The sequence below is a fragment of the Paenibacillus suaedae genome (assembly GCF_032337355.1).
GTDB lineage: Bacteria > Bacillota > Bacilli > Paenibacillales > Paenibacillaceae > Paenibacillus_B > Paenibacillus_B suaedae.
The window spans coordinates 181,726-194,887 of sequence record NZ_JAVYAA010000007.1; the positions used below are offsets into that span (position 1 = coordinate 181,726).

At 52.1% G+C, this 13,162-nt stretch carries 11 protein-coding genes; all 11 read left to right on the forward strand.

Features of this window, described 5'->3' with window-relative positions; translation table 11 throughout:
- Positions 1 to 4 precede the first annotated feature (4 nt).
- Positions 5 to 856, forward strand: a complete 852-nt coding sequence (locus tag RQP50_RS23990) for a PP2C family protein-serine/threonine phosphatase (RefSeq protein WP_315746976.1) — start codon at positions 5 to 7, stop codon at positions 854 to 856.
- A 155-nt stretch (positions 857 to 1,011) separates the two neighbouring features.
- Positions 1,012 to 2,910, forward strand: coding sequence for a serine/threonine protein phosphatase (locus RQP50_RS23995; RefSeq protein ID WP_315746977.1), 1,899 nt, complete (start codon positions 1,012 to 1,014; stop codon positions 2,908 to 2,910).
- Between the two features lie 100 nt (positions 2,911 to 3,010).
- Entirely contained in the window at positions 3,011 to 4,303 is a 1,293-nt protein-coding gene (locus RQP50_RS24000; RefSeq protein ID WP_315747072.1) for a normocyte-binding protein, read from the forward strand.
- The gene (locus RQP50_RS24005; protein ID WP_315747073.1) at positions 4,294 to 4,995 is read left to right on the forward strand and encodes an iron-dependent peroxidase; all 702 of its coding nucleotides are present in this window, start codon (positions 4,294 to 4,296) and stop codon (positions 4,993 to 4,995) included. The genes RQP50_RS24000 and RQP50_RS24005 overlap by 10 nt, the downstream gene beginning before the upstream one ends.
- A 53-nt stretch (positions 4,996 to 5,048) precedes the next feature.
- On the forward strand, positions 5,049 to 7,703 hold the full coding sequence (locus RQP50_RS24010) for an Hsp70 family protein (RefSeq protein ID WP_315746978.1): 2,655 nt from the start codon (positions 5,049 to 5,051) through the stop codon (positions 7,701 to 7,703).
- 49 nt (positions 7,704 to 7,752) lie between these two features.
- Positions 7,753 to 8,532 carry a DNA and RNA helicase gene (locus RQP50_RS24015; protein ID WP_315746979.1) on the forward strand — a complete coding sequence of 260 codons (780 nt, stop codon included), beginning with the start codon at positions 7,753 to 7,755 and terminating at the stop codon, positions 8,530 to 8,532.
- A 154-nt stretch (positions 8,533 to 8,686) separates the two neighbouring features.
- Positions 8,687 to 9,361, forward strand: coding sequence for a hypothetical protein (locus tag RQP50_RS24020; protein WP_315746980.1), 675 nt, complete (start codon positions 8,687 to 8,689; stop codon positions 9,359 to 9,361).
- The gene (locus RQP50_RS24025) at positions 9,358 to 10,773 is read left to right on the forward strand and encodes a hypothetical protein (protein ID WP_315746981.1); all 1,416 of its coding nucleotides are present in this window, start codon (positions 9,358 to 9,360) and stop codon (positions 10,771 to 10,773) included. Before RQP50_RS24020 ends, RQP50_RS24025 begins: the two co-directional genes overlap by 4 nt.
- A gap of 75 nt (positions 10,774 to 10,848) precedes the next feature.
- A complete protein-coding gene (locus tag RQP50_RS24030; RefSeq protein ID WP_315746982.1) occupies positions 10,849 to 12,138 on the forward strand; it encodes a pentapeptide repeat-containing protein in 1,290 nt (429 codons plus the stop codon).
- 14 nt (positions 12,139 to 12,152) lie between these two features.
- Positions 12,153 to 12,659 carry a hypothetical protein gene (locus tag RQP50_RS24035; protein WP_072730185.1) on the forward strand — a complete coding sequence of 169 codons (507 nt, stop codon included), beginning with the start codon at positions 12,153 to 12,155 and terminating at the stop codon, positions 12,657 to 12,659.
- 16 nt (positions 12,660 to 12,675) lie between these two features.
- The gene (locus tag RQP50_RS24040) at positions 12,676 to 13,092 is read left to right on the forward strand and encodes a DUF4280 domain-containing protein (protein WP_021261075.1); all 417 of its coding nucleotides are present in this window, start codon (positions 12,676 to 12,678) and stop codon (positions 13,090 to 13,092) included.
- The last annotated feature ends 70 nt before the right edge of the window (positions 13,093 to 13,162 follow it).

A 13,162-nucleotide genomic window follows, 5' to 3' on the forward strand; every position in this document is an offset into this window, starting at 1 on the left:
CACAATGGATGTACAGAATTGGGTACCGTATCTGATCGTGTTGACTTGTACAGCCGCAATTCTGCTTCTGCTGGGTGTGCGGCGCCGGCTGCTGCTGGATACGGTGAGCCTTGAGCCACCTGCGTCCGGCATGCCGATCGGCAATGGGCAGACGATTGGCGCTCGTGAGGAGCAGGACGATTATTTCGCCAGCGTCACGACCGCACACGGTACGGCCGCCGTACTTGCGGACGGCATAAGCGGCCTGGCGCACGGCAGAATGGCGAGTACGCTCGCGGTAACCGTATTTATTCGAGAGTTCCTCAAGTTAGAGCATATTCGGGAAGTCCAGAGCTTTTTCACGAAGGCGGCCAAGATAAGCAATACGGAAATTTTGCGGAATTTGAAGGGCGCGCCTGGAGGGACGACGCTGGTAGCTGCCGTCATTGCGGATGATCTCCTGTATTGGGGTGCTGTGGGCGACAGTATGATCATGGTGTTCCGGGAAGACAATTTCATCCGGATGAATGAGCGTCATATCTTGGAGTCGGTGCTGCAGGAACGCTGCTTAACGGGGCAGATCACAAGGGAAGAAGCGATGGAGCACCCGATGAAGAGGCGGCTTATCAATTACTTGGGATATGAGAATTTCAAGAGCATCGAGATCGGCAGCGAGCCGTTCAGGCTGCAGCCGGGAGACCGGATCATTCTCTGCAGCGATGGGGTGTACAACACGATGACGGAAGTGGAATTGGAGCAGATTCTGTCCAAGCCGATTTCACCTCACGATGCAGCCGAGGAGATCATCGAAGCGATCGAACAGAAGAGATTGGCCAATCAAGACAACGCGACCATTGTCATCGTAGATAACGCATGAAGCCTGTTGTTCCTGGCTTCGGTAGATTTCTGGGAGAGACAGATCGAATCGACCACTTTACTCGCTTTTGATTGTGTGAAGGCGGGAATTTCCTTTTTGAACACGAGCTCCGTGATAGGTATGCGAATCATGGGACAGGAGAAGCGGGGGTAAGGATGAGAAAGGAGAACAGCGACTTTAAGACCAGCTTCGTGACGGAGGCCGGTTCTTTTCTACATAATAAAGACTATTTCGCCTATGTGGAGCTGGATGATATGGCCTGCTGGGTCATCGCGGACGGCTTGGATTCGGACACGGAAGTCGACAGTGCCGAGATGGTCGTCAAGAGCATTCTTGGCCGATTTACGGAGAAGCCGACGATGTCTTCGCTGCGGTTGAAGCATTACATGCAGGAAGCGCATGAATGGCTGCGAACGGAGAGCAAGCGCGTGCGCCTTAAGGCAAGCCTGATTCTGGTCGTGACAGATTATGCGAAGATTCGCTGGGTGGCAGCGGGGAATGCCCGCCTGTATCACTTTCGCGGCGGACGCTTATTCGGTCGCAGCAGGGATCAGAGCTTGGCACAGTCGATGAAGGATGCCGGAGAAATCTCGGAAGAAGCGATGGAGGTTCATGAGGAACGCCACAATCTTCTTCAGTATATGGGGCAGCCGGAGCGCCTGGAGCCGTATGTTTCGAAAAAGGCTCCTTTGTCTGAAGGAGATGTTCTGCTGCTGTGCACCCCTGGCTTGTGGGAGGATGTCAACGCAACGGAAATGGTCGACGCATTAGCGGATGCGAAGGAGCCAGAGGATTTCACGGATACGCTTGAGGACGTGCTGCTCAGCAAGCAGCGGCAAACGGTGAGCAATTACACGGCTGTTGCTGTGTATGCGAACAAGGTGTTCAAGGAGGATCCGAAGCGTAAATGGCGTTTGCTGAAGAAGTGGCTATTGGCCCTGATCGTGCTGCTGCTGGTTGGTGGAGGCGCGGCCTTCTACTTCATAAAGCAGGCGGCGATCCAAGCGGAGAATCTGGAGAACATGTTCGAATATCAGAAAAGTGCAGACATGTATATGAAGGATGGCGATTATCCGAAGGCCATTAAGGATTACAGTGAGGCGCGCAATATGGCGATTCGGTTGAAGGACAAGTTCCACAGGGACTTTTTCGCGAAGAAGCAGCGCGTGATGCAGCTTATGGTGGACGGAGATGAAGCTTTCAAGGGACAGGACTTCGCGAAGGCGCTGGACAAATACGGGAAGGCGCAGGAGGAAGCAAAGCCATACAAAGAGTTCAATCATAAGCAGCTAGAGGAGAAAATAGACCGTTCCCGCACGTACATGCAGGTTATGAACTGGGTGCAGGAAGGGGACAAGAAGTTCGAGGCACAGGATTATGTTGGGGCGCGCAGTTCTTACCAGAAGGCACGGAAATCCGCGCTTGAGGAAGGGTACACCGACGGAGAGAAGGATATCCGAGCCAAGCTCGATTCAGCGGAAGAGAAGCTTGCTGGTTTGCGGAAGGAGAAGCGGCTGCTGGAGGGCGAGAAGTATGAGAAGAAGGGCGACCAGCAGTTAGCCGGGCAGGATTATCTGGGAGCTATCGATGCTTATTCCGCCGCGCAGCAAATCTATCAGGAAATCGACATGCTGGAACGTGTGCTGGGCATGGAGCGCAAGATCGATAAGGCGCTGGGCAAGCTGAATCCGGCGCCACCCGCTGCACAGCCTCCTGCCGTCGCGAATGGCAGCGGGAACGCAGGCGGCAATGCCGGAAGTGGAGGCACAGCGGGCAATACGGCGGGCGGATCTGCGCCGAGCAACGCCGGAAGCGGAGGCACAGCGGGCAATACGGCGGGCGGATCTGCGCCGAGCAACGTCGGAAGTGGAGGCACAGCGGGCAATACGGCGGGCGGATCTGCGCCGAGCAACGCCGGAAGCGGAGGCACAGCGGGCAATGCGGCGGGCGAATCTGCACCGAGCAACGCCGGGGGCGGAAGTGCAGCGGGCAATGCCGCTGGTGGAGCCGTGCCGAGCAACGCCGAAAGCGGAGCGGCTGCGAGCAGCGGATAAGGGATGCCAACGGGGAATGCTTCAACTGCCGGCAAAGGGAATGAAGCTCCATCCCCTAGCAGGGAGAACAAGGGAACAAGGAAGGAGTCCATCAGGCGCCATGAAGGAACTGATACATGATCGATTGAGCAGGATGGAGGATCTGGAGCAGCGCAAGTTATTGAAAAATGTAATGACTGGATTGTTCCTGAACCTGGTGGAATATCAGGAAGACATGAATCGGAAAATAGAGCGCAAGGTATTCGACGAAATTGAGGATGTCGAGGAAAAGCACGATATTTTCGTATCGATGTGCCGCCGCGATGATGTCGACCCGATTCATGATTTCCTCCGCCCGATGCTGCCGGAGGACACGGCACACAAAACGATAGAAATGGGAAGTCTTGTCGAGCAGATGAAGCAGCAGGGGAAAGCGCTGCTGCTAACTCTGTTTTTGCAGTGTGACTTTGCAAGGCTGCATAACCTGATGTCAGGGAAAAGAACATTCCGCGGAGAGATGAAGACATCAGGGGGCAATTATGCGATTACGGTGCGCTTGTCGCAAAGCCGACTGTACATCAACGAGATCGAGAAGCTATACCGTGTCTTTCAACAGAACAGCGTTCCATGGAAGACATTGAATCATCCATACGCTTATAAATTTTTTGACGTATGGCTCACGGACTGCGACAGTGCTTTGCGGGAAGAGGAGGAGATCAACGAAATTACCGTTAATCTGGAGGAATTCGAGCCTCATAAGCACGTGGATCTCGTACCGCTCTGGAATATCGAGCGGCTTGCCATTCAGAACGACGGCTTTCCCGAGCCTGCAGCCGATCGAATTAATTACGAACATGTTCTGGCGATTCACAAGCTGGGCAGCGAACATGGCTATCTGGTGGAAGGAAATGAGGAGCACATTCGTTATATCAAGCGAACGAGAGACGATTTGACGATTGTGTCGCCGCATGAGAAATCCGGCATGTGGACGGTCGTGAAGATTGCGCAGCCTTCGGAATCCCGGCTTGGAAGCTTGGAATACAAGCTGGTATCCAATCGGAGAGCAGATGGCTTTATCGGCAAATATGCGCGGAAGCAAGCCCAAATCGTGCGCTCCAAGGGCGAGATTGTGCGGCTCGTGAATGCTTTTGAGGCAGCGCAGATGCTTCAACTGGAGCATGTGGATATCCTGGAAGCGAATAACGGCGGGGAACAATCCTATGAGATGAACTCGTTCATTAGCGACAATGTGCGGACGGTACTGGATAAGAAAATGATGCGGCTTAGCTTCCGCGCAGTCGAGGACGAAGTGTCGGAAGGAGAGCAGTTCATTCTGCATGATCTGATGAGCTTTCTCGTTTCCGAGGTGCAGATGCATTTTCCCGAGTATAAGTGCGAAGGGGTATTGGCGTGAATTACATATGGGATTTGGTTATTAAGGCAGAGCAATCCGGCCTGAGTGCGTCGGATTTTTGCTTTGTCCCCGCCAAGGTGTATTCGCCTTATATGGAACTGAGCTTGGAGGAGCTCAACGTTTGGGCGAATGCGGTGCCGGACACAATCGAGGTGAATCCGTATTATCGGTTCTACGATCTGTTCAAGGACATGTTCGACATTAACAATGAAGAGGATGTGGAGCTGCGCCAAACGCTGTTCGATATCGTGCTTCACTTTGTGACGGAAATTGATCGTTATCAGGGGATGAACCGGCGCGAGTATTACATAAAGTTCGTGCTGCGCGACATGGAAGAGGGGAAGTTCGGTTTGCGCGTCAGCAAGGGGATCGGCCTGTTCAATCAAGAGCAGCGCGAGGTGATCGCGGGGAATGTGCTGCGGCTATATGAGACGGGTGAGGCGATATACCTGCTCAAGGATACGATGCGTGGCATCTTCCGCAGCTCGACGATCTATGCGAACTGCGAGGATCGGGACGAGCTTCTCTTCTATGTCGGACAGGAGGAAAGTGAACCGGCGCGAATGAAGCTCGAATTGATTCAGGAGCTGTTCCTGCCGGCAAGATTCCATACGGAAGTGTATTGGCAGGATCATTTCGGCATTATTGGCATGGAGGATACGATGCGGATTGGAAATGTGTCGCTGTATTAACTTATAAAGATAAGAAGCAAGGCTGGACGCGAGGCGGCCGGGAGGGGGCAAAGATGAGCGAGTATTATACATATAGGCTTTATAAGCAGCCGGCCAAGCGGGATGCGGGGCGGAAGCATGTGGAATATACCCGGGAGGAACTATCGGAGATGACGACATTTCAGCTCCGGAACATTTGCCATCAGGAGAAGCTCATTGAAGGAATGATCCATACGCTTGATCGCGACGGATTAATTGCAACCGTCATGAAATACCGGGGGGCGGAGGAAAGCCAGCTCATTCAAACGGCTAGCCCGGGCGGGTTTGAACGGGTCGAGAAGATGGTACAAACTTATCTCCGCATACCGCTGCCGAATGACGGAGGTATTCGGGTTCCGGCCAAGATTACGCTGTACGACGGCTTGAAGCTCGATCGGCATGATGGATACAGGGTGGAAGCGGGAACGGAAATTGCCGAATCGAACGTGCTGCTTGTTAATGAGCATATGGAGCTGTGCGCGATCCTCAATCTGGTGAAGGATAGTCTGCGTCCGGGCAGCTATTGGCTTGCGATGGGCGAGGGAGCGAAAGTGAGGAAGACGGCGAATCGCCAATACAGTCTGCTCTTTTTCCCGAAGCAAGTATCGGAATATGTGTATCGCACGTACTATCGCAGCACCCCGCAGCCGCCTGCCAATCTGTACTATTACAAGATTCCGGTGGCGGATTTGGATATCCGTGAGCTGGAAGAGACGGACGCGGTGTTGGCGATTGACTTCGGGACGACGAATACAACGGCAGGGGCGTATTTGCACGGTGGGTACGTGGCTTCACCAAATGCGACGGATCTACTGAACGGGCGAATCCGGCTTGATCGTATCAACTATGTGTGCTTCCCTGACGGAACATCCAAGGAAGGGGAATGGATCGAGTCGATGCCTACTGTAGTCGGAATCGCAGATTGCTCTGATCCGGAGCGAATCCGGTTCAGCTTCGGCAGCGATGCGCTGCAAGATAAGCGGAAAAGTGGGTACAGCTCCAGCGCCTCCGTGTTCCATGGAATGAAGCGCTGGGTGAACAATTACAAGCGGCTGGAGGAAGTGACGGACGGACATGGGAATGCGGCAACGGTAAGCAGAAGCGATTTGCTGCGCGCCTATATGCGGCATGTAATCCGAACGGCAGAGCATCAATTCAAATGCCGCTTCAAGCATCTCCATCTATCGGGCCCGGTCAAGATGAAGACACAATTCATCGATATGTTCGCGGATATATTGCCGGAGTACCGCATCGAGACCAGGGATGCGCTGGATGAAGGCTTGGCCGTATTGTACAACACGATCGCTGATCAGATGGAGAAGCAGCGGTTTTTGGACGGCGAAGAATATCAAGCGCTCGTGATCGACTGCGGCGGAGGAACGACCGATCTGTCGTCATGCCGGTTCCGCATCGAGGATGGGCATATCGCCTATAAGCTCGATATCCATACATCCTATGAGAACGGAGATACGAACTTCGGCGGGAACAATCTGACATATCGCATCATGCAGTACATGAAGATCACATTTGCTGACTTTTACAGGAAGGCGAGCCTGCCGGACATTGATAGCTTGATCGACATTCCGGCCACGGACATTTATCGGCATGTCGACGAATACGGCACACATGCGGTCTATTCACGCTTCGACGCCCGTTATAAGGAGACGGAGCACTTTCTTCCAACTCGGTTCAAGGAATATGAGAACCATGCGCGCGATGAATATCAGCGCGTGCGGAACAATTTTTATGTGCTGTGGGAGCTGGCGGACGGCATGAAGAAGGAATTTTTCCGCAAAACGGGCATTCTTCGCAATCGATTCCACTCAGGGACGGGAAGCAGGACAGAAAGCGACCTGAATCTTACGGCCGTGGATCGATGGTGCCTGTCACTGCGCGAGAACGGGCAGTTCCGGGACGTATACGAGCCGCCGGACATCGTGTTCAACATTCAAGAAATGAACCAGTTGATTCGTGGAGACATATACGCCATCGTACGCAAGTTTCTGGACGAGTTCTACCGCGACGGTAGGCTGCAGGACTACTCCATCATTAAGCTGACAGGTCAATCCTGCCGCATCGACGTGTTTCGGGAAGCGCTGAAGGAATTCGTACCGGGAAGAGCAATCGAATTCCGACAGAAGGCGGAAGATTCGGGGAAGGTTCCGGAGCTGAAGCTGGCCTGCTTGCGTGGTGCCCTGCGTTACTTGAGCGCTCGGAAGTCGGGACTTATCGAGGCGCAGCTAACGAATCATGCGCCGGTCGTTCCGTATTCGGTCAGTGCCTGGACACATACCGGGTGGGAGAAGATGCTCATCTCCGGCTATGAGCGGCTGGATCAGGCACAGGGCTCGATTTCGCGGCCGCTTAGCGCGCATGAGATCGAGTTCCATATTCGTGGAGGCGACGGGCAATTGAGACACACAGTGACATATCGGAATGATTTTGCCGATTACCGCCCCGCTCTATACGAGGAGATCGCCGCCCAGTACGGCGCCAGCATTCCACAGGACGATACGGATTCGATTGCCAACGGCGAGGCGAAATGGTTCGTTTTTGCGGGCGATGGCAGCTGGGGCTTCAACGCAGTACCAGTTGCGCGGGTGAATGAGCAGCTCCATATCGGGAAGAAGCAGTTCTATGCGTTCGAAAATGATTTGTCGGAGCTGGATTTCTTCGACGGGTTGAAATAAGGAATCACGAATTTTTTGAACAAAGTCTAAGGAGAAAGGAGGGAACGCCTTGTTTACGCACCAAATGCCGCATTTCCATAAAGGCCGGATTCTGAAAACCGCCATGCTGGAGAGCCTGCGCGATTATCCGCGCCAGTTCGCAGACATCATCTACCAGCACTATTCCGACGGTATCATCGCGGGCGGCGAAGTTCAGGTCAATGCAGAAAGCTTGATGATTGCCAAAGGCATCGTCAAGCATGACGGCCGCTTATATACCATGGAAGAGGATTTCGAACTTCCGTATTCCTCGAACGGCAAGGAGACAGTGCTCAAAATTCGCTTTCTCACGGAACAGGCAGCGAGCGACTTCACGACGCTTCCGGGCGAGATCGTGCTTGATGAGAACGACATGCAGGTGCAGACGGACGAGCTGGAGCTCGGTCGGTTCAAGCTGAAGGAGGGTGCCCGGCTGCGTGCGGATTATCAGGGTTTTGCCGACTTGGCGACCGAGTATAACACGTTCAACGTCATCCATGTGCCGTATGCCGGCATCGGAAGCAGCACGCTGTCTCCATTCATTTTGCAGTATTTCGCCAATGAGCTGCTGAAGAGCGGCACGGATCACCCCTATGATGCGAGCTTCGCCATGCTCTGCCTGAACGGCGGCGCCGTGGAACGGAACGTCATTCAGCATTATCTCGGTCAGCGTCTCGGAACGGGATACCGCGAGCTGAGCAATGAGCGAATCTTCGCAGGCCTGCGGAGAATTTTGAGTGAAGCGGGAGGAGGCAGAGCGCTGTCTCCTGATGTACGGCACGGTGGCCGGCAGCGGATGATAGTGGATTGAGTCAGAGGTTCTAAAAAGCAGGAGTTACCACCTGAAGCAGCAGCGGCGAATATTCATCGGCTCACAGACCGGATGTCATTTATTCGAACGACAGCGCTTCGATTCCGATTGCATTTTCCAAAAAGTCATATTTTTTTAAGAAGGGACTACCCTTATGAACTATATGGACGAGCAGATCCTTAGCATCAAAAACAAGCTTAATCAGAATGCTGCATCTAATAATGAAAATACGATCCTATCTCAAACGACTGTAAATAATCACGATAAAAACATAACTGAAAAAAACTCAACGTTATGGCTGGGCGATAAGCTCATTACCTTGGAAATGAGAGCGATTTTGGACGGACAAATGGCGGTTAGCGTCCCGAAATTCTTTAAGCTAATGCCGCTTGCGCAAGCCAAGTTTAAATATCCTTCGGAGCATCGTCCGGAGCTCATTTATACTTCGGAGGATGGAACGGTGAATATCACCTTTAATAGAACCGAAACCCCTTTGACGGACGAGGAGCTACCTGATTTTGTCGAGCAGATGGCAGACGTTCTGCGGTCTGTACAACCGATCCGTAATTGGATGGGTACTCAAGTGATTGTGAATCGTTCCGGTCTATCCATCGGGCAAATCCGTTTTATAGCTGCAGGCGTGGATACGAATTTGTACAACGAGATCCTGTTGTTCATCCATGCAGGACAGGTGATGATGGGGACGTTTAACTGTGTGGAATCGGACATGGAGGTATGGCTGCCTGTTGCGGAATATACGGTACAGTCGCTCCAAACGGTGTCAGTGCCCTTACCTCCTACGTTTGAGAAAGGAGCGTATTCGCTATGAGCATAGGCTACGAAAATATCCAAATCCATCCTTACGAGCTGGTCAAACTGGAGCAGCTTACCCTCACGAAGAAAATAAACGAGCACACCCGTCTCTATTTTACCGGGATCATCCCCGAGGAGCTACGGGATAGCTATGTGGAAAAGACAGAGAAGAACACGGTCATTCAGGTGAGTCAGCGGGACGAATCGGGCGAAAGCAAGCCGTTATTCAGCGGGATCGCACTAACGGTCGAAGTAAGGGTTGAAAGGGATGTTTACTACCTCATGGTTGAGGCCATTTCTCATACCTACCGGATGGATATTCAACAGCGTACCCGCTCTTTTCAATATACGAAGATGACGATTCCTCAGATGCTGGAGATCGTCGGCAAGGATTATGAAGGGCTGGATGTGATTGATGGGGCGACAGGCGGAGAGCCCATCAGCCGAATTGCCATCCAGTATCAGGAGACGGACTGGGCTTTTTTAAGACGCATGGCTTCCCACTATCATACGAGTCTAATGCCTGTGGCCCGTTTTGACAGTCCTAAATTTTATTTCGGCATCGAGGATAGCCCGGCACAAGTGGTGCTGGATCATACCCGTTATACCGTGCGCAAGCAAATGCTGCCTTTTCGTTATTTTCAGGAGAATGAACAGGCAAAGGTGGGCGAGAATGATTTTATTGTTTATGAGGTAGAGACGGACGAGGTGCTGGACTTGGGGGCTCGGTTAGCTTTTAAGGGACATAGTTTGTTTGTCATTGAGGCCTATACGGAGATGAGGCAGGGCTTACTGCGCCATCAATATGTGCTTACTTCGTACCAAGGATTAAGGCAGAAACGATATTATCAGGACAAACTGGCTGGTGCTTCGTTAGGCGGGGTGGTCATGGACGTGCGTCAGGATCAGGTACGTATCCATCTGGACTGCGATGAGAAGCAGGCGGTCGAGCAGGCGCATTGGTTTACCTATTCGGCGGTGTATAGCGGCGGAGGACATACAGGCTGGTATGTAATGCCGGAGAAAGGGGATCCGGTGTCTTTATATTTCCCGGGAAGTCGTGAAGAAGATGGCGTTGCGGGAAGTGCGGTCCGACGTGCGGGTAGAGGAAGCGGACACAACAAGTTCTCCAATCCGCAGATAAAGATCTGGCGAACGCCCCATGGGAAGGAAATCCGTCTGGGACCGGATGAACTGGTCGTGACGGGGAAAGATGGCTCTATTTTTATTAAGCTGGACGACAAGGAAGGCATTCATATTGTAAGCAGCAAGCAGGTAAGTATCTCAGCGGGTGGCAATTTGAGCTTGTCTGCAGGGAAGAAGATGAGCTTGTCCGCAGGCAGCGAGCTGCGTATGGACTGCAAGGGCAGTCATATTCAATTGAGCGGATCAGCCGATATGAAGGGCAGCGAAGTGAAGTCGAATTAGGCTATAGTTCGCGAACGAATGAAGGCAGCTTGATGATATGACCTATGAAGAGCTTCAGATCGTGGGGGAATGTAAATGGAGAAGCCTAAAGAAGAGCTAGACCCGCAGCAAGCCGCCTCGAATCTGGCGTGGTACCTGATCCGCAGACACTGGGCACTGAAGTTCAAGGCGGTGCAAGAGCAACGGATGAAGGCCTGTATCGAGGACTTTCGGGGATACTGCCGGGATATTCGACAAGAGCAGATTCAAGGTAAAAAGGGGAAAATCGGCTATATTACGTACTCCGCGCTTCGTACCACATGGCTGGAGGAGCGGCCTGCTTATCTTGTAGAAGCTTCAGATGCCTTATGGATGCTTGATCCCCAACCGATCCGATTTGAATGGGATGCGAGCTGGTCATATTCCTATTGGTCCGATTTCCGGCAGCAATTGCAAGGGGAAGTAGAGAAGCGGAGTGTTTCACTATCGGAGCTTGAATGGGAGCATGCCATGCTGGAGGCGGCAGCACATATTCATGCACTCCTTGTAAATATGGTTCGTCTCGCGATGAAGCAGGCCGTGTGCTTGCCGGAATTTCAAGAGTTGGAGCGGGAAGAGACGTTCGAGATTCGTGTGGGCGAATACATGGACCACAGTGTATCGGTGTATCGAGAAGATCACAGAGCCATGGAGGCAGATGAGATTCGGTTATGGCTAGAGGAAAAAGAAGAGCATGCATATGGTTATCAGGCGTTGACCCAAGTCCAACTGTCGGATGGAGATTATAGTTTGCTGGATTTTCGCTATACAGCTTTTCGCCAGATTGAGATGGAGCATAGCCGTCTATATGGCTGTGTTTTAGTAGGAACGGTGTGGCAGGAGAGTCAGTTGAATGGTAGCGACTTGACATACAGCTTGCTTCATGGAGCCGATTTCAGCGGATGCTCGATGAAAGGGGCGATATTGGATGCCGTTATGGGCAGCGCCGGATATGGATCAGATGTTTCTTTGGATTGGGAGCCATTGGGTTTTGCCGGTGTAGATTTCACAGGGGCAAGCTTGCATAAGACCAGCTTTCAAGGTGCGCAGTTGCGTGGAGCCGTATTTCAAAATGCGTTACTTCAAAGAGCGATTTTTACCGGAGCGGATCTAACGGATGCCTGCTTTGCTGGGACAGATCTATCAGGCGCATCTTTTGCCGGCGCTTGTTTGATCGGGGCTGATTTTACGGGAGCTAATGTACAAGGAGTCATTTTTACAGATGTACAGCGTAGAGAAGCCATTGGATTGGATTCGGGAACCTTTGAGAAATCCCATCTATATAGTGATCCATCTGCGCCTGCACAGTCGAGGGACACCGTTAGTAAAAGGGAGTGGCTGCATTGAGATATTTTCGACTGATGGTAGACGAGCGGGTAAAGAACAGAGTGGAGCCTGCTGCGATGTCTCCTTTGCAAGTAAGAGATATCCTGGCAGATCCACAGGGACAGAACCAGCAGGAGGACCCTCTTTTTCTAGCTGTGCATACCAGTCAACAAACGGTGTACCCGGATTTTTTGGAATTTCCTCTGCCGCTGGTGTCGGATCGGATGAAATCATTATTGGAGAAATATATGCCCGGACTGGAATGGAGAGCGGTCATTCTTACCGATTTCAAGCAGGCCAAACAGGACGTATATTGGTTGCTTCGTCCGCCGATGGAAGATTGTTTGTCCGCACAAACGGAATGGTACCCCAATCAGACATTGAAGCGTTTGATACTGAGACAGGGGGAGTTGGAATCGCCTGTTTTTCGGATTAAGGGCTCCATCGAACCTCATATTTATATCCATTTGGCTGTGGCGGAAAGCCTGTTACGACGATTCTTTACAGGCATTCGATTGCAAAGAGTTGAGATGGAGGCATGAAGGGGGAGAAAGCAAGATGGAAGAAACTCAGGTGAAGCCGGGAAGTGCTGCGAAAAAAAGCTATGTCGTGGCAGGAGCGATCTTAAGCTGTAGTTATGGTACGCAGCCTACCCGTCTGAAAAGGCCTTTTAGCCATGGCGTCTACATTAAAAACAAAGCACAAATGAATATTGGAGATTACGTGCCCGGGGTGAACATCGAGTCTTTTGGGAACTGCTCCAGCCCGCTAAATCCAGCCGTGCAGGCCAGTGAGATGGTAGACATCTATGGCGTGAAGAAGGCTCCATGTGTTCCGATGCTGACCATGCCGTGGCTGAACGGGAAAAGTGATGTGAAGATCGAGGGTCAGCCTGCCTTGATGCAGAACTGTACCCTTCAGTGTCTATATTGTGGTCATATCCAAATCGAAAATGACGGGCAGGAGTTGGATTAAGGTTCGGCTCTCAAAGACGTCAGGTTTCGGAAGTGACCGCGGCTTTATGCCGCCCGAAAGGAGAGATGAG